The 22,510-nt window shown below is 49.9% G+C and carries 16 protein-coding genes and 3 tRNA genes (1 of these 19 running past the window's edge); 15 read left to right on the top strand and 4 right to left on the bottom strand.

The annotated features are described in order from the left end of the window. The first annotated feature begins 8 nt into the window (after window positions 1–8). From cysN to recD, 14 genes are all read left to right on the top strand, one after another. Window positions 9–1,448, top strand: coding sequence for a sulfate adenylyltransferase subunit CysN (gene cysN / locus HMPREF3091_RS02430; protein WP_070713953.1), 1,440 nt, complete (start codon window positions 9–11; stop codon window positions 1,446–1,448). Window positions 1,449–1,465: 17 nt separating this feature from the next. Then, the gene (cysC, locus tag HMPREF3091_RS02425; protein ID WP_070713950.1) at window positions 1,466–2,107 is read left to right on the top strand and encodes an adenylyl-sulfate kinase; all 642 of its coding nucleotides are present in this window, start codon (window positions 1,466–1,468) and stop codon (window positions 2,105–2,107) included. Window positions 2,108–2,168: 61 nt separating this feature from the next. Beyond that, window positions 2,169–2,492 (top strand): DUF3561 family protein, encoded by a 324-nt coding sequence (locus tag HMPREF3091_RS02420; RefSeq protein ID WP_371328671.1) that lies wholly within the window; start codon window positions 2,169–2,171, stop codon window positions 2,490–2,492. A 216-nt stretch (window positions 2,493–2,708) separates the two neighbouring features. Further along, entirely contained in the window at window positions 2,709–3,104 is a 396-nt protein-coding gene (locus HMPREF3091_RS02415) for a FlxA-like family protein (protein WP_083321341.1), read from the top strand. A gap of 335 nt (window positions 3,105–3,439) precedes the next feature. Then, a complete protein-coding gene (gene lgt, locus HMPREF3091_RS02410; RefSeq protein ID WP_008814545.1) occupies window positions 3,440–4,309 on the top strand; it encodes a prolipoprotein diacylglyceryl transferase in 870 nt (289 codons plus the stop codon). Between the two features lie 70 nt (window positions 4,310–4,379). Then, complete coding sequence (gene thyA, locus HMPREF3091_RS02405; protein ID WP_004094404.1) at window positions 4,380–5,174, top strand: thymidylate synthase; 795 nt, start codon at window positions 4,380–4,382, stop codon at window positions 5,172–5,174. A gap of 246 nt (window positions 5,175–5,420) precedes the next feature. Then, window positions 5,421–5,879: a prepilin-type N-terminal cleavage/methylation domain-containing protein gene (locus HMPREF3091_RS02400; RefSeq protein WP_246839945.1), complete on the top strand. Its 459-nt coding sequence runs from the start codon at window positions 5,421–5,423 to the stop codon at window positions 5,877–5,879. Next, window positions 5,870–6,451: a prepilin peptidase-dependent protein gene (locus HMPREF3091_RS02395; RefSeq protein WP_070713946.1), complete on the top strand. Its 582-nt coding sequence runs from the start codon at window positions 5,870–5,872 to the stop codon at window positions 6,449–6,451. The genes HMPREF3091_RS02400 and HMPREF3091_RS02395 overlap by 10 nt, the downstream gene beginning before the upstream one ends. Continuing rightward, window positions 6,448–6,897 carry a DUF2509 family protein gene (locus HMPREF3091_RS02390; RefSeq protein WP_070713942.1) on the top strand — a complete coding sequence of 150 codons (450 nt, stop codon included), beginning with the start codon at window positions 6,448–6,450 and terminating at the stop codon, window positions 6,895–6,897. Before HMPREF3091_RS02395 ends, HMPREF3091_RS02390 begins: the two co-directional genes overlap by 4 nt. Then, window positions 6,891–7,262: a prepilin-type N-terminal cleavage/methylation domain-containing protein gene (locus HMPREF3091_RS02385; protein ID WP_070713940.1), complete on the top strand. Its 372-nt coding sequence runs from the start codon at window positions 6,891–6,893 to the stop codon at window positions 7,260–7,262. Before HMPREF3091_RS02390 ends, HMPREF3091_RS02385 begins: the two co-directional genes overlap by 7 nt. A gap of 98 nt (window positions 7,263–7,360) precedes the next feature. Further along, window positions 7,361–10,732 carry an exodeoxyribonuclease V subunit gamma gene (recC, locus tag HMPREF3091_RS02380; RefSeq protein ID WP_070714098.1) on the top strand — a complete coding sequence of 1,124 codons (3,372 nt, stop codon included), beginning with the start codon at window positions 7,361–7,363 and terminating at the stop codon, window positions 10,730–10,732. A gap of 144 nt (window positions 10,733–10,876) precedes the next feature. Then, window positions 10,877–13,783 (top strand): pitrilysin, encoded by a 2,907-nt coding sequence (gene ptrA, locus HMPREF3091_RS02375; RefSeq protein WP_070713937.1) that lies wholly within the window; start codon window positions 10,877–10,879, stop codon window positions 13,781–13,783. Further along, window positions 13,783–17,358 carry an exodeoxyribonuclease V subunit beta gene (gene recB / locus HMPREF3091_RS02370; RefSeq protein WP_070713934.1) on the top strand — a complete coding sequence of 1,192 codons (3,576 nt, stop codon included), beginning with the start codon at window positions 13,783–13,785 and terminating at the stop codon, window positions 17,356–17,358. Before ptrA ends, recB begins: the two co-directional genes overlap by 1 nt. Next, entirely contained in the window at window positions 17,355–19,211 is a 1,857-nt protein-coding gene (recD, locus tag HMPREF3091_RS02365) for an exodeoxyribonuclease V subunit alpha (protein WP_070713932.1), read from the top strand. The genes recB and recD overlap by 4 nt, the downstream gene beginning before the upstream one ends. Before the next feature lie 22 nt (window positions 19,212–19,233). Here recD and argA read toward each other — a convergent pair whose 3' ends face one another. Beyond that, window positions 19,234–20,562, bottom strand: a complete 1,329-nt coding sequence (gene argA / locus HMPREF3091_RS02360; protein ID WP_070713930.1) for an amino-acid N-acetyltransferase — start codon at window positions 20,560–20,562, stop codon at window positions 19,234–19,236. A gap of 233 nt (window positions 20,563–20,795) precedes the next feature. Between argA and amiC the strand changes: the two genes are divergently transcribed. Beyond that, on the top strand, window positions 20,796–22,046 hold the full coding sequence (gene amiC / locus HMPREF3091_RS02355) for an N-acetylmuramoyl-L-alanine amidase AmiC (protein WP_070713927.1): 1,251 nt from the start codon (window positions 20,796–20,798) through the stop codon (window positions 22,044–22,046). Between the two features lie 144 nt (window positions 22,047–22,190). Here amiC and HMPREF3091_RS02350 read toward each other — a convergent pair. The 3 genes from HMPREF3091_RS02350 to HMPREF3091_RS02340 form a co-directional block, all read right to left on the bottom strand. Continuing rightward, a tRNA-Met gene (locus tag HMPREF3091_RS02350) sits at window positions 22,191–22,267 on the bottom strand. Between the two features lie 79 nt (window positions 22,268–22,346). Continuing rightward, window positions 22,347–22,423 (bottom strand) — tRNA-Met (locus HMPREF3091_RS02345). A gap of 54 nt (window positions 22,424–22,477) precedes the next feature. Then, window positions 22,478–22,510: transfer RNA gene (locus tag HMPREF3091_RS02340), tRNA-OTHER, on the bottom strand (it continues 49 nt past the right edge of the window).

The raw sequence follows: 22,510 nt of genomic DNA, 5'->3' as shown, positions 1-22,510 counted from the left end.
CTAGCGTCATGAGCCAGATTATCAACCATTCGATTGCTGACCAAATCGCTGAGCAGGGCGGTGTGGAAGCCTATTTACAACTGCAACAAGATAAAAGCCTACTGCGTTTTCTCACCTGCGGTAGCGTAGACGACGGAAAAAGTACGCTGATTGGCCGTTTGCTGCACGATACACGTCAAATTTACGAAGATCAGCTCACTACGCTACACAGTGATAGTAAACGTATCGGTACGCAGGGGGAAAAGCTCGATCTGGCTCTGCTGGTCGATGGTCTACAGGCTGAGCGCGAGCAGGGGATCACGATTGATGTTGCCTACCGCTATTTCTCAACCGAAAAACGCAAATTTATCATCGCCGATACCCCGGGCCATGAGCAATATACTCGTAATATGGCCACCGGCGCATCTACCTGTGATTTGGCCATTTTATTGATCGATGCACGTAAAGGTGTGTTGGATCAAACACGTCGTCACAGCTTTATTGCCACGCTGCTCGGCATCCGTCATTTGGTCGTCGCCGTGAATAAAATGGACTTGCGCGATTATCAACAGGATGTCTTTGAGCAAATTAAACAGGATTACCTGAGTTTTGCAGAGCAGCTACCCGCTGATTTAGAAATCAAATTTGTACCGCTATCGGCGCTTGATGGGGATAACGTGGCGTCGCAAAGCACGGCGATGAGTTGGTATCACGGACCCACACTGCTGGAAATCTTGGAGTCTGTAGACGTTGTGCACGATGCTGAAAAACAGCCGCTACGTTTTCCGGTGCAATATGTTAATCGACCGAATCTGGATTTCCGTGGCTACGCGGGTACGTTATCTGCTGGCGTTATCAGCGTCGGGCAGGCCGTCAAAGTGTTACCGTCCGGCGTATCTTCGCGCGTTGCTCGCATTGTGACCTTTGATGGCGACTTGCAAAAAGCGGTTCCCGGTGAGGCTATTACGTTAGTTCTGGAAGACGAAATCGACATCAGCCGCGGCGATCTTATCGTCGCGGCGGAAGAGTCGATTCCCGCCGCACAGGGCGCTAGCGTGGACGTGGTGTGGATGTCTGAGCAACCGTTGAGCCAAGGACAAAGCTTCGACATCAAGTTGGGCGGCAAGAAAACCCGAGCGCGTATCGAAAGAATTCACTATCAGGTTGAGATCAACACGCTGACACAGCGAGCAGTTGAATCACTCCCGCTTAACGGCATTGGTTTGGTTGAACTGACCTTTGATGAGCCGTTGGTGATTGACAGCTATGCACAAAATCATGATACCGGTAGCTTCATCTTTATCGACCGCTTAACCAACGTCACCGTTGGCGCAGGTTTGATCCGTGAAGCTCTGACTCAACAACCGCTAGAAAGCGACACTTACAGCGCGTTTGAACTTGAGCTTAATGCCTTGGTTCGTCGTCACTTCCCACACTGGGGCGCACGTGATTTGCTGGGCGGTAAATAATGCGAAAGGATGTTTGAGTGACTGATATCAATTTATTTCAACAGGCTACTGAAAGTAACGCCGCCAACCCTGATATCGTCTGGCATGAGCATGCAGTGAGGCGCGAGGATCGCGAAAAACTGCATGCTCATCAAGGGGCGGTTCTGTGGTTCACCGGACTTTCTGGTTCGGGCAAATCGTCGATTGCCGGTGCTTTGGAACAGGCTCTGCACCAGATAGGGGTAAGTACCTACTTATTAGACGGGGATAATGTGCGTCATGGCCTGTCGCGCGATCTGGGTTTTAGTGACAGAGACCGCGTTGAGAACATTCGTCGCGTCGGTGAGGTGGCTAAGCTAATGCAGGATGCGGGATTGATAGTGCTCACCGCATTTATTTCCCCCCATCGCCATGAACGCCAATTAGTGCGTGAACTCTTGCCTGAGGGGCGCTTTATTGAGGTGTTTGTGGATACGCCGTTGGCGGTGTGTGAGCAACGTGATCCCAAGGGGCTCTACAAAAAAGCGCGTGCCGGTGAGATTAAAAATTTCACTGGAATCAGCTCGGTTTATGAAGCCCCCGAGCAGCCTGAAGTTCATTTAAATGGCGAACAATTAGTAACAAATTTGGTCGCACAAATGTTAGACGTTTTACGCCATAACGCTATTATCAAACCCTAGTTATTGTTGCTTGGAATTCATTCTTGGAGTGAATGCAACGATTTTTCAGGGTTGATATATGCTGATAAATGCCGCCAACATTCCCGCTGACAAGAAAACGTCATTGGATAAAGAAGAGCCTTCGTACGCCTTTGCTGGTGGCGTCTTGGGCTTTTCATTCTATTGGTTAGCTTTTGTTCTGCCATTTATCGTCTACGGCATGAATACGCCTTTCTTCTTGCTTTATACCTGGCCGTTTTTTTTAGCGCTGATGCCGATTTCTGTGTTATTAGGCATTGGCATTAATAAGCTGGTTTCAGGTCGACTGCTGTTCAGCGTGCCGCTGTGTGCCGTGCTCGTTGTGATGCTGTTTTGGCAAACCTTCACTTTACTGACCGGCTGGTGATTTCGCCGTTTAGACTCGTCAAACTTCAAATGGCATGCGCGTTAGCTATGTTGGATCACCTGAACTCACAGGTCAGCCTTGGGCGCTCACTTGCCGTGTGACTTAGCGTAAAAAGCCCGCACGATTCAAACTATTTTGATTCTATTGTTCAATATTCCCGCGGCGCTGCCGATAACCCAGAGATATTATAAAAATATATCTTTGGGGAAAGATATTATGGCAAATGTATCAATCACGATGGCCGTTCCTGCGGCGGGGAAATCACCGGCGCTCACTGGCAGTGGTGAAAGCGTTGGCAGCGGTAGCGGCAAAACCGTGGGCGCCAGCACTGCCGGTAGTGGTGGTTCAGGGCGTATTCAACAGCTCACCAAACAAATCCAAGAGCTACAGCAGCAGCTGCGCGATTTAGCCAACTCTGGCGGCTCGCCGGAAGAAATTAAAAAGCAGCAAGAGCTGATTCAGGCTCAAATTAAAGCGCTTCAGGCAGAGATTGCACGTATTCGTCAGCAAGAAATGGAGCAGGCTCAGCAAAATCAATTAGATAAAGTAGGCAAAACCGGTGATGGGGTAAACCGTCCAACCGATGAAAACCAGATCGATGTCTATATTTGATGCACTGATTTGCTAGTCATTCTCTAATGGAAGAGTGCCGTTCACTTCATCCTGATGTTGGGGGGAAGTACACCGATGGCGCCTCAGCGGTGTGCCAGCCCCATGTTTCTCGCTCTCTGAAACGTGCAGTATTATTCTTAGGGGGGCGGCTTCTTGAGCCGCTGGCTCAACGGTGATACTACGATTCACGGTTTTACATAACTTTTCCGCAACCTCTAGCCCGCTCGATTTCTTTCCTATGCTATTATGCGCAACTTGCCTTCCCGCTTATGCCCTGCATCTTGCAAATTGCAGGTGTGATGGGGAATAAATATTCGATATTGTCGTGGTGATAGATGACGAACTATCTGCATTTTCCTAGTTTTGACCCAGTGATTTTCTCCATCGGACCGGTCTCTTTACATTGGTATGGCTTGATGTATTTGGTGGGCTTTGTCTTTGCCATGTGGCTGGCAGTGCGCCGTGCTAACAAGCCGGGAAGCGGCTGGACCAAAGATGAAGTTGAAAATCTGCTGTATGTCGGTTTTTTGGGGGTCTTCCTCGGTGGCCGTATCGGCTATGTCCTGTTTTATAATTTCCCCCTATTTCTTGAAAATCCACTTTACCTATTCAAAGTGTGGGATGGCGGGATGTCATTCCATGGCGGCCTGATTGGGGTCATCGTGGTGATGTTAGTGTTTGCGTACCGCACCAAACGTAATTTCTTCCAGGTATCTGATTTTATTGCTCCATTGATTCCTTTTGGTTTGGGCGCTGGTCGTTTGGGTAACTTTATCAACGGCGAGCTGTGGGGACGAGTGACCACGGATACACCGTGGGCGATGTTATTCCCAAGCTCACGTAGCGAAGATATCCCTTTGGCGGCGAGCAATCCGCAGTGGCAAGAGATTTTAAACCAGTATGGCGTGCTGCCTCGCCATCCGTCCCAGCTGTATGAACTGCTGCTGGAAGGTGTGGTTCTGTTTATTATTTTGAACCTGTTTATTCGTAAACCGCGCCCAATGGGCAGCGTTTCTGGGTTATTCCTGATTGGCTACGGTGCGTTTCGTATCATCGTTGAATTCTTCCGCCAGCCCGATGCTCAGCTCGGTCTGTTCGATGGCGTCATTAGCATGGGGCAGATCCTTTCCATCCCAATGATTATTGCGGGTGTGATCATGATGATTTGGGCCTATCGCCGCCAGCCGCAGCAAAAAACTCTTTAAGCAACGCCGAAAGCCTGTAGCAGAAAAAACACTGCTGCAGGAATCAACAGTACAAACGTCGTGAGGTGACATGAAACAGTATCTGGATTTAATGAAAAAAGTGCTCGCAGAGGGAACACAAAAAGCCGACCGTACAGGAACCGGCACTGTGTCTATTTTTGGGCATCAGATGCGTTTCAACCTGCAAGAAGGCTTCCCGCTGGTCACCACTAAACGTTGTCATTTACGTTCCATCATTCATGAGTTGCTGTGGTTCCTGAATGGCGATACCAATACTGCCTATCTGCGTGAAAATAACGTCACCATTTGGGATGAATGGGCAGATGAAAACGGCGACCTTGGCCCTGTTTACGGTAAACAGTGGCGGGCTTGGGGCGCTGCTGATGGCCGCCAGATCGACCAAATCAGCAAGGTGATGGAACAGTTAAAACAGGATCCTGATTCACGTCGCATTATTGTTTCGGCATGGAACGTGGGTGAACTGGATCAAATGGCGCTGGCGCCTTGCCATGCGTTCTTCCAGTTCTATGTCGCTGACGGAAAACTGTCCTGCCAGCTCTATCAGCGTTCCTGCGACGTATTCCTTGGTTTGCCGTTCAATATTGCTAGCTATGCGTTGTTAGTGCATATGATGGCACAGCAGTTGGATCTCGAGGTGGGTGACTTTGTTTGGACTGGCGGTGATACCCACCTGTACAGCAATCATATGGAACAGACTCAGCTCCAGCTAAGCCGTGAGCCTCGAGCGTTGCCTAAGTTAGTGATTAAGCGCAAACCTGAATCCATCTTCGACTACCGTTTCGAAGATTTCGAGATTGAAGGTTACGATCCGCACCCAGGGATTAAAGCTCCGGTCGCGATTTAGTTTCATCGCTCCGTTCAATAAAGCGCCAGCCACCGAGCTGGCGTTTTTTTATCTTATTTATCTTCGCTTTTCCTCTCCTTTTTCATACTTCCAGACGACGTTGAGCAGTGTTTCGCAAATCTTCGTGCAAGTTACATCGATAGCTCAAATCGTCTGCGGCGGGCATTCCTGAAGTTGAGCGCTGCGCTTTTCTTTCTTATCAGGACCGCTAGGGTATGCCTATCGGTCATGACACAGGAAAAGACAATGGAATGCTCACGCATGAGCGGCTTTACTTTGCTGGAAATGATGGTGGTTATGTTGCTGGTCTCCAGTATGGCTGTGTATGGCTTACACGGATTCAAACAACAACGGATGGCGCTACAGCTTGAACAGACTAGCCTGCAACTATTGGCATTTTTACAGCAGGCTCAGCAACGTGCTTTTGCCGAAAACAGCACGGCTCAAATTGTGGTTGATGCTTCGCAACGGAGCGTGAATGTTAAAAATACTGCACGGCGTTTTACACCCTCTACGCCAGATATTTCTATCGCATCCCAAATGAGCAAAAGTGCAGGGTTTTACGGCATACGGAATAATGCGATGGGTGGACATATCGAATTGAGCAGCGAAGCGGGAACGGTAAGCGCCATTTGGTCGGCTCAAGGACGGCTACGTTTGTGTGCTCAGCCTAAACGCCTGCTGGGAATCCCATCATGCAGCTAAACTCTCAGAATGGCATGACGCTTCCCGATGTGTTGGTGACTTTGTTGCTCTCAAGCGTCGTGCTGTTATCAACCAGCCAAATATTGGTCATGCTACGCGCTGGCAGTATTAAAGCTCAGCGTTGGCAGCAGATGCAGGAATCCATTACTCAGCTTTTAGATCGTATTGATAAAGATCTCACTCGGTCAGGATTTTGCGCTCAAGGATGTTCAGTGCCGAAGCCAATGATTGCTAGCACTGGTGGGGAGCCAGCAAATTCGTGTTTGATCGTGTTCTACGATCTAGATACTAACGGGCGAATCGATCTCTCTTCTGCTGCTACTGCAGATTCATTCGGTTATCGCTTACGCAATGGCGCTTTGGAAACGGCGCGAGGCATCCAGCAATGTTCGGGAAATGGGTGGGACAAAATCACGGATGAAAAAGAGATTAAGGTTTCGCTTTTCAACGTGGTTCCGCTGTATCGCGGGTATGAAGTACAGCTCGCGCTACAGCGACTAAAGTCGCCTTTTACTGCCGTACAGCAAACGCGATATATACTGCCAGAGAATGGGCGAATGGTTGAAAAATGAACTTATCTAACCGCCATGAAAATAATCAGTCAGGCAGCATGCTATTACCCTCGGTGCTTATGATGTTGAGCTTGTCACTCTTAGTCGTTGGTGCGCAGCAGGGGCGTATAGAACATCAGGTACAAACTCTCGCCTACCAACGGCAGCTAAAGACTGTGCGTCAACAGGTTGAATCAACGCTAAGTCAGGTAATCGCGAACCATGAATGGCCAAAACCACAAGTGGATAGCTGCCAGAGTTTTTCATCCGTGACGGTATGTTTTAAATCCATCACCGCCGAGCTCGGCATTGTGTGTGCGGTTGTACAGACGAAAACCTATGCGGCGCAAATCAGGCGATTTAGCTATGTAACATCGCGGGTGACGTCACAGGGCACGACGCGTTTGCTACGACTTACTACCGGGTGGCTCGATTATTCTCCGCTAGGATTTGAAAGCCTATGTTAGCCGCGATAGAGCAGAAGACTCATAGCCAGTCTGGTTTTGGTCTGATTGAAGTGATGGTGAGTATTCTATTAGTCTCGGTTGGATTTTTGGGGTTACTCAACTATCAACAATGGATGGCGCGATCGCAAATCAGGCTATGGCAGCAGCAACAGGCATGGCAATGGAGTGAACAGGCGATAACGCTGCATCGGATGGGGGTATCCAATGCTGAAATACCCGCGCGGCTCGCTTTGCCCAATACGTGGTCGATAGTCGTCACGGCGCGGTCGCAGTTTGAGTGCGAAGTCATTTCAGCCAGCATTCGAGCACCGTTGAATATTCAGGCTCAGCTTGAAAGGACAATCTGCAGTCAGTTGATGGAGTAAGTCGCGGTTGTTATTCCCTGAGCTGGCGTGAAAGGCTAAAGTGTATACCCCGTCATACTTCAAGCTGTATGCGCATTGCCTGTATTGTTGGAGAACGCATGTTTACTGTTTATCACTCGAACCAATTGGATTTGCTCAAACAGCTGATTGCGGCGCTGATTGAAGGACAACCTTTGCAGAATCCTTTTGAGCCGGAAGTGATTTTGGTACAAAGTCCCGGTATGGCGCAGTGGCTCCAAATGGAGTTGGCGAAACAGTTTGGTATTGCTGCCAATATCGAATTCCCTCTGCCCGCGACGTTCATCTGGAACCTGTTTACACAGGTCATGCCCGGCATTCCCAAAGAGAGTGCTTTCAGTAAAGATGCCATGACGTGGAAACTGATGTGGCTATTGCCGAAAATGCTGGAGCAAGAAGCGTTTGCGCCGCTGGCGCGTTATCTCTCTGACGATGAGGATCGCCGTAAACATTTCCAGCTTGCGGCGCGTGTTGCTGACCTTTACGACCAGTACTTAGTGTACCGCCCTGAGTGGCTACAGATTTGGGAGCGCGGTGAGTATGTAGACGGTCTGGATGAGTCACAGCAATGGCAGGCCCCACTGTGGGTGGCGTTGAAAGAATATACCGCCGAGCTCAAACAGCCTGAATGGCACCGCGCTAATTTATACGAAAAATTTATACAAACCTTAGAGCAGGCAACAGAATGTCCGCAAGGGCTGCCTAAACGTGTCTTCATCTGTGGGATTGCCGCGCTGCCACCGATTTATTTAGATGCTTTAAAGGCATTAGGTAAGCATATTGATGTGCACCTGATGTTTACTAACCCATGTCGCTATTATTGGGGCGATATTCAAGACTATGCGTTTCTCGCCAAACTACAGACCCGGAAACGTCGTCACCATATTCAACGGCAGCAGGAAATTAGCCTCTTCCGCGATCCTCAGAGCGCGTCTGAGCTATTTAAATCAGACGGTGAACAAGACCTCAGTAACCCTCTGCTAGCGTCTTGGGGAAAGCTAGGGCGCGATCACATGTATCTGTTGGCGCAGCGCGAGCCGCAGGAAGTACATGCTTTTGTCGACTTGACGGAAGATACACTTCTGACGCGTATTCAACGCGATTTGCTTGAGCTGGAAGACCACAGCCAGATAGTCGATAGCCCAGAGCACCTAAACAGCAGCAGTGGAAAACGGCTATTAGAGCGGGGAGATCGCAGCATTAGCGTAAACCTTTGCCACAGCCCTCAGCGTGAAGTTGAAGTTTTACATGACAGACTGCTGGATTTATTTGCGGAAGATCCTTCTCTGACTCCGCGCGATGTCATCGTGATGGTTGCGGACATCGACAGCTATACGCCATTTATTCAGGCGGTGTTTGGTAATGCGCCGCGTGAGCGCTATCTGCCTTTTGCTATTTCTGACCGCAGTGCGCGTCAGGCACATCCAGTAATACAGGCTTTCTTGACGTTGCTTGAGCTACCTAACAGCCGCTTTACCTCTGAGCACGTTTTAACTTTGCTTGAAGTACCTGCTCTGGCCGCACATTTTGGCATTAGCGAAGAGGGATTACGTCGTTTACGCCATTGGGTTGATGAGTCTGGGATCCGCTGGGGGTTAGACGATGACAATGTGCGTGCGCTGGATCTGCCCGCGACGGGGCAGCATACGTGGCAGTTTGGTTTAACCCGCATGTTGCTCGGTTATGCAATGGATAGTCGCTGTGGCGATTGGAACGGGGTGCTACCTTATGATGAATCCAGCGGGCTTATAGCAGAGTTAGCCGGTCAACTGGCTGATTTGTTGATGAGGCTCAGCGTGTGGCGCACGCGGCTTAGCGGCGAATATCGAGTTCAGGAGTGGCAGCCGCTATGCCGTGAAATCCTTAACGAGTTCTTTGAGCAAGATAGTGAAACCGAGGCGGTTCAGGTTCTCATTGAGCAGCAATGGTTGAAAGTGATTGGTTATGGCATTAGCGCGGAGTATCCCCAGGCGATACCTATCTCAATTCTGCGCGATGAATTGACATCACGTTTAGACAACGAGCGAATTAGCCAGCGTTTTCTGGCTGGGCCGATAAACTTCTGTACTCTTATGCCAATGCGTTCCATACCCTTCAAAGTGGTATGTCTGCTCGGCATGAACGATGGCATTTACCCGCGTACTATTGCGCCATTAGGTTTTGATCTGATGGCAAACAAAGTACAACGCGGAGATAGAAGTCGCCGAGACGACGACCGCTATCTGTTTCTTGAAGCGCTGCTGTCAGCACAAGAACGTCTTTATATCAGCTATATAGGGCGTTCTATTCAGGATAATGCGCCGCGTTATCCATCGGTATTGGTCAGTGAGCTGATGGAATATATTGCTCAAAGCCACCATTTGCCGGGAGACGAGACGCTGGACGTCGATAGCAGCGCGAAGCGAGTAATGGAATATTTGCAAATTCAGCACCCGCGAGTGCCTTTTGCCTCCGAAAACTATGCCGTGGGAAGTGAAAGCCAAAGTTATGCGGCTGAATGGTTGCCTGCTGCTCGACGTAGTGGTGAAGCACATCAGGAGTTTGCTTTAGCGTTGCCGCTAGAAGAGTTTTCGACGATTACGCTAGATGAGCTGATTCGTTTTTACCGTCATCCGGTACGCGCCTTTTTCCAGATGCGCCTTGGGGTCAACTTCGTTTTAGAAGAAACCGAGCTACCGGATGAAGAACCTTTCACGCTGGATAACCTCAGCCGCTATCAGCTCAATAGTCAGCTCTTGAATCAGTTGATTGATGGCGATGAGGCTGAGACGTTGTTCCGCCGTTTTCGCTCTGCGGGTGGCTTGCCATACGGTGCCTTTGGTGAGCTCTATTGGGAAAAACAGCAGGAAGAAATGGCTGAGGTTGCCGCAAAGGTAAGAGAGCATCGGCAAGCGGGGCGCAGCATTGAGATTGATTATATGCTGGGTGGCGTGCGGTTAACCGGTTGGCTACAGCAGGTACAAGACAACGGTTTGGTACGCTGGCGGCCTGCGATCCTGGGGGCGGTAGATGGTATGGCTTTGTGGATTGAGCATTTGTTTTATTGCTTCAGCGGTGGTGAAGGCGAAAGCCGGTGTTTTGGTCGCCAAAACTCGGCGTGGCATTTTGCGCCTTTATCACCCAAAGACGCTGAAAAAGCGCTATTACCACTGATTGAAGGTTATCGCCAAGGTCGCAGCTGTCCTCTTTTACTGCTGCCTAAAACCGGTTGGGCATGGCTGAGCGCCTGCTTTGATAAGGATTTAGGTATGGTCGATTGGGATGAGCAAACCCAATCGAAGGCACAAATGAAACTATTGTTAGCATGGCAGGGCGACCAGCGTGTCATGGGAGAGGGATCTGATCCTTATATCCAGCGCGTAATGCGCACCATGGATGAGACAAAAATGCGCGAAGTTCAGCAATGGGCGGAGCAGTATTATTTGCCTATCGCGCGGAATAATCTGGATTGATGGTGGTCAAACACCGGTGTTTTTGTCAGACCGAATTTGCGTGAGCGCTTAGTCTGTCTTAACGTGATGTCTATTCGCTGCTGAGACGGTGTATCAATGGCATTATTTTTCGGCTTTTTGGGGTAAATGATGGTTAGGTTATTCATGCGCAGGCAGTTTTCATTCCTGACGGTAATGGTATTACTGTTGATGAGCACATCGCTTTTATGGTCAACGGCGAGCACGGCCAAGACTGAGCCTGCCGGATGGCAAGCCTTGGCTGAGAAAATCGATAAGAGCGCCAGCGATCCGCGTTTATATCAGGCTATTAAGCTAGATAATGGGATGAAGGTGATTTTGGTATCAGATAAAGATGCGCCTAAATCGCTTGCGGCATTAGCGCTGCCGGTAGGCTCACTGGAGGATCCTAATTCACAGCTCGGTTTGGCTCATTATCTTGAGCATATGGTTTTGATGGGCTCGAAACGATACCCACAGGCCGATAACCTTTCCGAATTCCTGAAAAAGCATGGCGGTAGCCATAATGCCAGTACGGCCTCCTATCGCACGGCGTTCTATCTTGAGGTCGAAAACGATGCGCTGTCGCCAGCCGTTGATCGACTCGCGGATGCTATTGCTGAACCTTTGCTTGATCCAGTCAATGCCGATCGTGAGCGTAATGCCGTCAATGCTGAGTTAACCATGGCGCGTTCACGCGACGGTATGCGTATGGCTCAGGTTTCAGCCGAAACGCTAAATCCCGCTCATCCGAGTGCGCGTTTCTCTGGTGGTAACTTAGAGACGTTGAGTGATAAACCCAACAGCAAGCTGCACCAAGAGTTACTGTCGTTTTATCATCGCTACTATTCCGCTAACTTGATGGTAGGCGTTATTTACAGTAACCAGCCGCTCTCCAGTCTCGCCAAGCTCGCGGTCACTTCTTTTGGCCGTATACCTAATCGTGATGCAAGTGTGCCACCAATTACGGTGCCAGTGGTTACGCCGGAACAGCAAGGGATTATTATCCACTATGTACCGGCTCAGCCACGCAAGATGCTGAAAATTGAATATCGTATTGAAAACAATAGCGCTGCGTTTCGTAGTAAAACCGATACGTATATTGCTTACCTAATTGGTAATCGCAGTAAGAATACGCTGTCTGATTGGCTGCAAAAACAGGGGTTGGCGGAGTCTATTGGCGCAGGTGCCGATCCGATGGTCGATCGCAATGGTGGCGTTTTCTCTATTAGCGTTTCGCTCACCGACAAAGGTTTAGCCGAGCGTGATCGCGTTATTGCTGCTGTATATGACTATTTAAAACTGCTGCGTGAACAGGGTGTGAAGCAAAGCTACTTTGATGAAATTGCGCATGTACTCGATCTAGATTTCCGCTATCCGTCGATTACCCGTGACATGGATTACATCGAATGGTTGGTGGACAACATGCTGCGAGTGCCAGTGCAAAATGTGCTGGACTCGTCATATCTAGCGGATAAGTATGATCCGCAGGCGATCACTGCCCGTCTGAGTAGTATGACGCCAGAGAATGCTCGTATCTGGTTTATCAGCCCTGATGAGCCACATAACAAAACGGCTTATTTCGTTGATGCTCCGTATCAGGTCGATCGCATCACAGCGAAGCAGTTTGCTGATTGGAATAATTTAGAGCAACGTATTTCGCTGTCATTACCCGCGTTAAATCCTTACATTCCTGACGATTTTTCACTTATCAAACCGGTTTCTCCGACGCTGACAAAACCGGAGATCGTGCTCGATCAACCGGGATTGCGTGCTCTGTATATGCCGAGTCGTTATTTTGCCGATGAGCCAAAAGCGAATATTACACTCTCCTTGCGTAACAAAGTGGGGAGCGACGGCGCCAAAGAACAGGTCATGTTTGCACTGACGGATTATCTCGCCGGCATTGAACTAGATCAGCTGGCCTATCAGGCCTCAATCGGTGGTATTGGTTTTTCGACGACCTATAATGATGGGCTAACCATCAGCGCTAGCGGGTTTACACAACGTCTGCCACAGTTGTTGACCACCTTAGTTGAAGGTTATGCCAATTTTGATGCCACCGAAGAACATTTGGAGCAGGCGAAGTCTTGGTATCGTGAACGCTTAGATTCTGCTGAAAAAGCCAAGGCGTTTGAGCAGGCGATGCAGCCGATTCAGGCATTATCTAACGTTCCTTACACCGAACGCAGTGAGCGACGTGCGCTGTTGGATAAAATTACGCTAAGCGATATCAAAAACTACCGTAGCCAGCTCATTGAAGGTGCAACGCCGGAGCTGCTGGTGGTGGGCAATATGACCGCCATTCAGGTGAAAGCTTTGGCACAAAATATCCGTGCCCAGCTTAAATGCGGCGGCACACTCTGGTGGCACGGTCAGGATGTGGTCATTGAGCATAAGCAGCTTGCCAACCTACAGCGGGCGGGGAGCAGCACCGATTCTGCGTTGGGGGCGGTCTATATTCCAACGGGTTACGATGAAGTGCAGGGAATGGCGCGCAGCAATCTGTTGAGCCAGATCATTCAACCGTGGTTCTACGATCAGTTGCGGACTAAAGAGCAGTTGGGTTACGCGGTGTTTGCCTTCCCATCCTCAATGGGTAATCAATGGGGTATCGGTTTCCTGCTACAAAGCAATAATCAGGCTCCAGCGTATCTGTATGACCGCTATCTCGACTTTTATGCACAGGCAGATAAACGCCTGAAATCGTTAAAAGAGGCGGATTTCAATCAGTACAAGCTCGCGTTGGTGAATCAGCTACGCCAGCGTCCGCAGACGTTAGATGAAGAGGCTGGACGCTTTGCCAATGATTTTGATCGTGGCAACTTTGAATTCAATACGCGCGAAAAGTTAATCAAACAAATTGACATGCTTAAACGTGAGAACATTGTGACGTTCTACCGTCAGGCGGTGATTAAACCTCAGGGAATGGCGCTGCTATCACAGGTGCTCGGCAGTCATGCGAAGGGGCACTATGCCGCACCAAAAGGCTGGAAGACCTATGCAAACGCCTCCGCGTTGCAGCAAACTCTGCCAGTTAAGGTTGCGCCGTAATGATTCAAGCACAAACGCTAGATGCTCTGGCGCTGCCACTGATTGGGGAGCGCCTTATTGAGGCCTCAGCCGGTACCGGCAAAACGTTTACTATCGCTGCGCTGTATCTGCGTTTGCTGTTAGGACTTGGAGGGGAGAATGCCTTCCCTCGCCCCTTGTCTGTTGAAGAAATTCTGGTAGTAACTTTCACCGAAGCGGCTACGGAAGAACTGCGTGGGCGTATTCGTAGCAATATTCACGAATTACGCTTGGCCTGTGTGCGTGGCAGCAGTACAAATCCTTTGTTATCTGATTTACTCGATTTGATTGATGACAAGGAAGATGCTGTCAGCCAGTTATTGGCAGCCGAGCGTCAAATGGACGAAGCGGCGATTTATACCATCCACGGTTTTTGCCAGCGGATGCTCAGTAACAATGCGTTTGAATCAGGCATCTTATTCCAGCAAACGCTATTGCAAGATGAACTGCCGCTGCGTCGACAGGCATGTGCCGACTTCTGGCGTCGCCATTGTTACCCGCTGCCGCTGAGTATTGCTGCGGCTATCAGCCAAGAGTGGAGCGGTCCTGAACAGCTATTGGCTGATTTACAGCCTTACCTACACGGTGAATTACCCGCGCTGCGGCAGGCTATCGCTGACGATGAAACGTTGACTCAGCGTCATCAGCAAATCATTGAACGCATTGATGCCGTAAAAACACATTGGCGTGAGGTTGCAGGCGAGATCGAAAGCCTGATTGTGGATTCTGGCGTGGATAAGCGCAGCTATAGCAGTCGCTTTTTGCCCAAATGGCTAACCACCGTCGGCGATTGGGCTACATCGGAAACGCGGGACTATCAGCTTCCTGATGAACTCAAACGTTTTGGACAAAATCTTCTGCTGGAGAAAACCAAGAAAGGGACGCCTCCGCAGCATGCGTTATTTGTGGCTATTGACCAACTGCTCGCAGAGCCGCTATCGCTGCGCGATTTATTGTTGTCTCGAGCGTTAAGCGAAGTGCGTACTAGCGTGCAGCAAGAGAAACGCCAGCATGCACAGCTCGGCTTTGATGACCTTCTGAGTCGTCTTTCACAGGCGTTAAATCAGTCTGGTGGTGATGTATTAGCTCAGGCGATTAGAAAGCGCTATCCCGTTGCTATGATTGATGAATTCCAAGATACCGATCCACAGCAATATGGCATTTTTCAGGCTATTTATTTACAACCCCAGAGTGACAAACAACCGGACTCAGCGCTGTTGCTGATAGGCGATCCTAAACAGGCTATTTATGCTTTTCGTGGTGCCGATATTTTTACTTATATGTACGCGCGCAGCGAAGTGAAGCATCACTATACGTTAGGAACAAACTGGCGCTCATCACCTGGAATGGTGTCGGCGGTCAATCAGGTTTTCTCTGCGGTTGAATCCCCATTTCTTTTTGCCGATATCCCCTTTTTACCGGTGTCCGCAGCCAAGAAAAATCAGGCTTTGCGTTTTGAAATAGCCGGCGATATTCAAAAAGCCATGCATATATGGCTGCAACCGGGGGAAGGCTGCGGCACAGTGGAATACCAACAGTCTTTGGCGGCGCAGTGTGCGGCGCAAATTCGTGATTGGTTAACGGCAGGCCAGCAGGGAAAAGCGCTGCTTTACACTGACAAGAAGGACTCACAGGGGCGTGAAATAGCTAAGCCGGTTGAGGCGTCAGATATCACGATTCTGGTGCGTAGCCGTGCAGAAGCTGCATTGGTTAGAGATGCGCTAAGCGCGCTGGCAATACCGTCTGTTTATCTCTCCAATCGAGACAACGTTTTTCAAACCCCAGAAGCTCGCGATCTGCTTTGGTTATTACAGGCGGTTCTGGCTCCTGAGCAAGAGCGTCTGTTACGCAGCGCCTTGGCGACCAGTCTGATGGGGCTGAATTCACAGCAGCTCAATGAGCTTAATCAGGATGAGCGTCTATGGGATGAGCTGGTGGATGAGTTTGACGCTTACCGCCAACAGTGGCAAAAGCAGGGCGTATTGCCGATGCTACGTGAGATTATGGGGCGTAGGCATCTGGCTGAGAACCTTCTCGCGAGCGAGGGGGGAGAGCGTCGTTTAACCGATGTGCTGCATATTGGGGAACTGTTGCAGGAGGCGTCGCTTACGTTGGATAGCGAGCCAGCACTTCTACGTTGGTTGGCTCAACAAATCGATAGCCCTGAGGTTCAATCGGAAAACCAGCAACTACGTTTGGAAAGCGATCGCCATCTGGTACAGGTGGTGACGATTCATAAGTCGAAAGGATTAGAATTTCCTATTGTCTGGCTGCCATTTATCGGCAGTTATCGGTTGCAAAAACAGCCGCTTTATCATGACCGAGACAGTTTCAATGCGGTTCTCGATCTCAACTATAGCGACGATGCGGTTAAGTTGGCAGAAGAGGAGCGCCTTGCAGAGGATCTCCGCTTGCTTTACGTTGCGCTTACGCGCTCGGTTTATCACTGTAGCCTCGGGCTTGCACCGCTGTTTTTAGGCGGGCGCAAGAAGCAAGGGGAAACCGATGTCCACAACAGCGCTATCGGACACTTGCTACAAAAAGGCGAGCCCGGCGACGCAGCAATGCTATTTGCATGTCTTGAGCGCTTACAGAACGACGATATTCAGGTCACCACGGTTGAGGCTCAAGATGGCTCTCCGTGGGTAGCGACGATGCAAGAAGCACAAGAACTGCAGGCTAAACTTTTCACTCGCAAGATGCAGGATGACTGGCGAGTCACCAGCTATTCAGGCTTACAGCAGCACGGCAGTTCCCAATTTTTGGATCTGTTACCCAAGCTCGATGTGGATGCGGTAGGGGAGTCAGAGGTAGAGAGTATACCTGCGCTCACACCGCATACTTTCCCTAAAGGCGCCGCTCCGGGGACGTTTTTACATAGCTTATTAGAGCCGATGGATTTCACTCAGCCCCGTGATATCACAGAGTTGACTGAGCAGGTGACGCAACAGGGGCTGAATACTGAGTGGGTTCCTGTGTTAGATAGCTGGCTGGACGCTATTCTTCGCGCTCCATTAGCAGAGAGTGGACCGTGTTTAGCGCAGCTTGCGCCAAGCCAAGTGCAGGCCGAGCTACAGTTTTATTTGCCGATTGAACAGTTGGTACGCAGTGCTGAACTAGACGCTTTAATTAAGCGTTACGATCCACTTTCAGCACAGTGTGCGCCACTAGATTTTCGACAGGTGCGCGGCATGTTGAAAGGCTTTATCGATTTGGTCTTCTTCTGGCAAGGGCGTTTCTACGTGCTGGATTATAAGTCCAATTGGTTAGGCGAGGATGCGAGTGCTTATACACAAGAGGCGATGGTCGCCGCTATGGCTGAGCATCGCTACGATTTCCAATATCAGCTCTATTCATTAGCATTGCACCGTTATCTGCGTCACCGTTTGCCAAACTACCAATATGAACAGCATTTCGGCGGCGTTTTTTATTGCTTCCTGCGTGGTATGACGCCAGCTCAACCAGGGCAAGGCATTTTCCATTGCCGTCCTGATGCGGCGCTGATAGACGGTATGGATAGGCTGTTTGGCTATATTCCGGAGGGGGAAGCACAATGATTTTTGATCTTCTGCAACGGATGGGAGAGCAAAACCAGCTTCGTTCTCTGGATGTTCAGTTTGCTCGCCTAATGGCTAGCCAAGGGCAGCCATATCTGGCTTTAGCCGCGGCATTGGTGAGTCAGGAAGTTGCTTCTGGACATGTTTGCTTGCCTTTGAACCAGCTTAGAATGGATGCGTTAGCGGCACAGTTCCCAGACTTTACCGATGATCTGAAAACGTTGTTTGGCGATATGGATGAGATGCAATGGCAGGCATTATTGCTGGCAGAGCCTGAGGTCAGCGATGGAGGCTATGCGGCTCCGTTGGTTTTGCAAAATCAACGTTTGTACCTACAGCGCTTGTGGCAGGATGAAGGCGTCGTGGCGCAGTTTTTTGCCGCTTCAGATTTGCCACCAGACGAGAGTGAATCAACGCTACCGCCGATTTTATCCCAGCTGTTTCCGTCGGCAAATTCTGCCGATGAGATCAATTGGCAGCAGGTGGCCGCTGCCGTTGCGGCTACACGAAGAGTGTCGGTTATTTCAGGCGGTCCAGGCACGGGGAAAACCACGACGGTGGCGAAGCTGCTTACCGCTCTGATCCGCTTGCATCCACGCCAGAAGCTACGTATTCAACTGGCAGCACCGACGGGAAAGGCGGCAGCACGGCTAACCGAATCCTTAGGCGCGGCTATTGAAGCGCTGAACTTGACCCCGAACGAGCGTGAATCTATCCCACAAGAGGCTTATACGCTGCATCGCCTGCTGGGCGCTCAACCTAATAGCATTCGTCTGCGTTATCATCGCGATAATCCACTGCATTTGGATGTGCTGGTGGTGGATGAGGCTTCCATGGTTGATTTGCCGATGATGTCGAAGCTTATCGCAGCGCTGCCATATAGGGCGCGCTTGATTTTATTAGGTGACCGCGATCAGTTGGCTTCAGTTGAAGCGGGAGCCGTATTAGGCGATTTGTGTCGCTTTGCCGAGTTTGGTTTTCGCCCTGCGCGTGCTCAAGAACTCTCTACGCTGTGCCAGAGCGTAATTCCTGAAGGCGCTGAGGCACCAGATATTGCCGTTCGTGACAGTATTTGCCTGTTGAGAAAGAGCTACCGTTTTGATGCCAATTCTGGCATTGGTCAGTTGGCGACGGCGGTGAATTTAGGTGATACCGCGCGCGCGCGCCGTTGTTTTGATGGGCAGTTTTCTGACATTGCATGGATACCGATGACCAAGGATGAGGATTACTCTACGCTTATCCAAACCTGCGTTGACGGTTATCGCTCGACGCTGCAATTAGTCGCGAATATGGCCGATGCCGCTGACGTTCTCGCCAGTTTTTCGCGTTTCCGATTGCTGTGTGCGCTACGCGAAGGGCCTTTTGGTCAGACGGGACTCAATGAACGTATCGAGTTGGCGTTAGCTAAGGCCAAACTTATTCATAAGCCGACGCAGGCACACCAGCGCTGGTATAGCGGAAGACCCGTTATGGTCACGCGCAACGATAGTTCTCTTGGGTTGTTTAACGGCGATATTGGTATTGCGCTTGCCGATTCGGCGGGGAATATCCGCGTGTACTTCCAATTACCCGATGGTTCAATCAAATCCGTTCAGCCTAGCCGCTTGCCACAAACGGAAACGGCCTATGCGATGACGGTGCATAAATCACAGGGTTCTGAATTCGAACACACGCTATTGGCGCTGCCCGCTGATTTCTCGCCGATAGTCACCCGTGAGTTGCTCTATACCGCGATAACGCGTGCCAAGCAGCAACTGACGTTGTTCAGCAGGGATAAAATTTTGCTGACGGCGATCCGTACGCCGACGCTGCGTCGAAGCGGTTTAATGGAGCGAATGATGCAGCCCGCTTGATCAGCGGGCCGCGAGGAATGTTTTAGGATAGATCGGCGAGCAAGATCTTGGAGCGGCGCTGGTAGTTGTAGAGTTCTTGCTTTTGAAGCGGTAAAACATCAACTTCGGCAGGTGTAAAGCCTCGTTCCTGAAACCAATGAATGCTGCGGGTAGTCAGCACAAAGAGTTTCTCCAGTCCCATCTGCCGTGCTTGCGCCGCGACGCGCTTAAGTAGCGCTTCGCCTCGCGATGAACTGCGATAGTCAGGATGAACGGCGACACATGCCATTTCACCAATACGTTCTTCTGGGAAGGGATAGAGCGCAGCGCAGGCAATGGTGAGATTGTCTCGTTCAATGATCGTGAACTGATCGATTTCACGCTCTAACTGCTCGCGCGAGCGGCGTACCAAAATGCCTTGCTGCTCAAGCGGACGGATGAGTTCTAAAATGCCGCCGATATCGTTGATATTGGCACGGCGAATTTGCTCTGCGCTTTCCATGACGATCTGCGTGCCGATGCCGTCGCGTGAGAACAGCTCTTGCACCAAAGCGCCATCTTCCTGATAACTAATCAGATGACTGCGACCGACTCCGCTACGGCAGGCTTTAACTGCACCGCGCAGAAAACGGACAGTGCCGGAGTTATAATCGCCAGACGCTTCCAGCTTTTCGATGCGCGTTTGCGCTTCGTTAGGCAGCAATTCTGACATGATACTGCCATCTTCATCGATCACGCCCTGAGAAGAGCAAAAGCCAATGAGCTTTTCTGCTTTCAGCTTTATGGCGAGCTGAGTGGCGACCTCCTCGGAGGTCAGGTTGAAGCTTTCGCCGGTAACTGAAACAGCTACGGGGCCCATCAACACGATGGCACCGTTGTCGAGTTGACGGTGGATGGCTTCTTCATCGATCCGGCGAATACGCCCGCTGTGGCAATAGTCTACGCCATCATCCACGCCAAGCGGCTGAGCGATAATAAAGTTTCCGCTGACCACATTGATATGTGCGCCTTGCAGTGGCGTGTTGTTGAGACTCATCGACAGGCGCGCTGTAATATCCAGTTGCAACTGACCCGCTGCCTGTTTAACCAGTTCTAGCGTTCGCGAATCCGTCACACGAGTGTGTTTGTGATAAATAGGCTCATAGTGGTGTTCATTCAGATTGCTATCGATCTGCGGGCGAGCGCCATACACAACCACGAGCCGGATACCCAAGCTGTGTAATAGCCCAATATCATTAACAATATTGGCAAAGTTTTCATGCTCAATCGCCTCTCCACCTAGCATGATGACGAACGTCTTGCCGCGATGAGTATTGATATAGGGTACTGAGTGACGAAAACCCTGAACCAGTTCGGTGCTGCGCTCCTTCATGAAACCCTCTGAATTTTTATTCGCTAAAACTGTATTTTTATTCTTTATTGCGAATAAAGGCAAGTGTGAATTTTATGTAAATTCAAGTGATGAACGAGATTAACGTCGCCATCTGTAAAACTCCGTTAAGCATTTTCTAATGACAGCACTCCTCTGATTCGATAAAGTTTTGCCCTAAAATTTGTGCGGGAGCGTTCTACTCCGCTGTTTTTGGCTATTTTATTTGGGATTGCATGACAAACTCGAACCATAATCTGACTCGTCGTCGTCTGTTGCAGGGTGCTGCAGCTACCTGGTTTTTGAGCGTAAGCCGGGTAGGTTTTGCTGCGTCTGCACAGGTGATTGCTGTGAGGGTATGGCCATCGTCAACTTATACTCGAGTGACGCTGGAATCGAAAATTCCACTGAAATATAAACAGTTTGCATTAACTAGCCCTAATCGCATCGTGGTGGATATCGAAGGTGTTCACCTTAATAGCGTATTGAAAGGGATTAGTAGTCAGGTGCAGTCGGGCGATCCCTACTTGAAAACGGCTCGCGTAGGGCAGTTTGACAAAAATACTGTGCGTCTGGTGTTAGAACTTAAGCAGGAAATCAGTCCTAAGCTGTTTACCCTTGCGCCTTTTGCCGAGTTTAACAATCGCTTAGTTGTTGATCTCTACCCAGCTAAAGGTTCTGTGGCAGAAGAGTCAGATCCTTTGCTCGCATTGCTGGAAGATTACAACAAAGGTGATTTAGGCAAGAGCCTACCGCCAGAGGGGCCACAGAAAGGGAAAGCAGGGCGCGATAGACCGATTGTTATCATGCTGGATCCTGGTCACGGCGGTGAAGATCCCGGCGCAATTGGTAAGAACAAAACTCGCGAAAAAGATATTGTGCTGAAAATTGCGCGCCGTTTGAGTGCGCTAATTAAGAAACAGCCGAATATGCGTGTCTATATGACGCGTAACGAAGATGTGTTTATCCCACTTAAAGTACGCGTGGCTAAAGCGCGTAAACAGCGTGCAGATTTGTTTATTTCGATTCATGCAGACGCCTTTACCAGCCGTTCGGTGCGTGGCTCATCGGTGTTTGCACTTTCAACCAAAGGTGCGACCAGCGCGGCAGCTAAATTCTTGGCGCAGACGCAGAACGAATCGGATGAAATTGGTGGTGTAAGCCGCAGTGGCGATCAGTATCTTGACCATACTATTTTTGATTTGATGCAGACGGCAACGGTCAACGACAGTTTGAAGTTCGGCAAAGAAGTGCTCAAGAATATGGGGCGAGTGAACAAACTGCATAAAAACAGCGTTGAGCAGGCTGGATTTGCCGTGCTTAAGGCTCCGGATATCCCTTCTATTCTGGTAGAAACTGCATTTATCAGTAACGTGGAAGAGGAACGTAAGCTACGTACTAGCGCGTTCCAGCAACAGGTTGCAGAGTCTATCTTGGCAGGCATTAAAGCTTATTTTGCCAATGGCGGGGAGTTGGCGAGGAGATAGCTGTTCGCTATTGCTGGGGGATATCGTTCGTCTGGTATTACGGCGAAATGTACACGATGCCAGCGAGATTTGGAGTGCTGACCACTCAAATTTTAGATATAAAAAAACACCCGCTAAGGTGTTGATTTACTTCAGTATGAAAATTGGTTGCGGGGGCCAGATTTGAACTGACGACCTTCGGGTTATGAGCCCGACGAGCTACCGGGCTGCTCCACCCCGCGTCCGACATACTGTTTTTTCTTCTTTCTTCTTTCGTTCTTTTTTTTTCTTTCTTAAGTCAACTTTCTATGAAGTTGAAGTTGGTTGCGGGGGCCAGATTTGAACTGACGACCTTCGGGTTATGAGCCCGACGAGCTACCAGGCTGCTCCACCCCGCGTCCGGTTACTACTTTTATTTTTATATACTGCTATGTACTTCTTTTTCATCGGTTTGGTTGCGGGGGCCAGATTTGAACTGACGACCT

The sequence above is a fragment of the Hafnia sp. HMSC23F03 genome, from assembly GCF_001816025.1.
GTDB lineage: Bacteria > Pseudomonadota > Gammaproteobacteria > Enterobacterales > Enterobacteriaceae > Hafnia > Hafnia paralvei.
This window is presented reverse-complemented; position numbering and strand designations above follow the sequence as displayed.

Excerpts from the sequence above, each read along its gene's own strand:
- argA (WP_070713930.1), bottom strand. The coding sequence starts at position 20,562 with ATGAAGGAGCGCAGCACCGAACTGGTTCAGGGTTTTCGTCACTCAGTA.
- lgt (WP_008814545.1), top strand. The coding sequence starts at position 3,440 with ATGACGAACTATCTGCATTTTCCTAGTTTTGACCCAGTGATTTTCTCC.
- HMPREF3091_RS02415 (WP_083321341.1), top strand. The coding sequence starts at position 2,709 with ATGGCAAATGTATCAATCACGATGGCCGTTCCTGCGGCGGGGAAATCA.
- HMPREF3091_RS02385 (WP_070713940.1), top strand. The coding sequence starts at position 6,891 with ATGTTAGCCGCGATAGAGCAGAAGACTCATAGCCAGTCTGGTTTTGGT.
- recB (WP_070713934.1), top strand. The coding sequence starts at position 13,783 with ATGATTCAAGCACAAACGCTAGATGCTCTGGCGCTGCCACTGATTGGG.
- thyA (WP_004094404.1), top strand. The coding sequence starts at position 4,380 with ATGAAACAGTATCTGGATTTAATGAAAAAAGTGCTCGCAGAGGGAACA.
- recC (WP_070714098.1), top strand. The coding sequence starts at position 7,361 with ATGTTTACTGTTTATCACTCGAACCAATTGGATTTGCTCAAACAGCTG.
- cysN (WP_070713953.1), top strand. The coding sequence starts at position 9 with ATGAGCCAGATTATCAACCATTCGATTGCTGACCAAATCGCTGAGCAG.
- amiC (WP_070713927.1), top strand. The coding sequence starts at position 20,796 with ATGACAAACTCGAACCATAATCTGACTCGTCGTCGTCTGTTGCAGGGT.
- recD (WP_070713932.1), top strand. The coding sequence starts at position 17,355 with ATGATTTTTGATCTTCTGCAACGGATGGGAGAGCAAAACCAGCTTCGT.
- ptrA (WP_070713937.1), top strand. The coding sequence starts at position 10,877 with ATGCGCAGGCAGTTTTCATTCCTGACGGTAATGGTATTACTGTTGATG.
- HMPREF3091_RS02390 (WP_070713942.1), top strand. The coding sequence starts at position 6,448 with ATGAACTTATCTAACCGCCATGAAAATAATCAGTCAGGCAGCATGCTA.
- HMPREF3091_RS02400 (WP_246839945.1), top strand. The coding sequence starts at position 5,421 with ATGGAATGCTCACGCATGAGCGGCTTTACTTTGCTGGAAATGATGGTG.
- HMPREF3091_RS02395 (WP_070713946.1), top strand. The coding sequence starts at position 5,870 with ATGCAGCTAAACTCTCAGAATGGCATGACGCTTCCCGATGTGTTGGTG.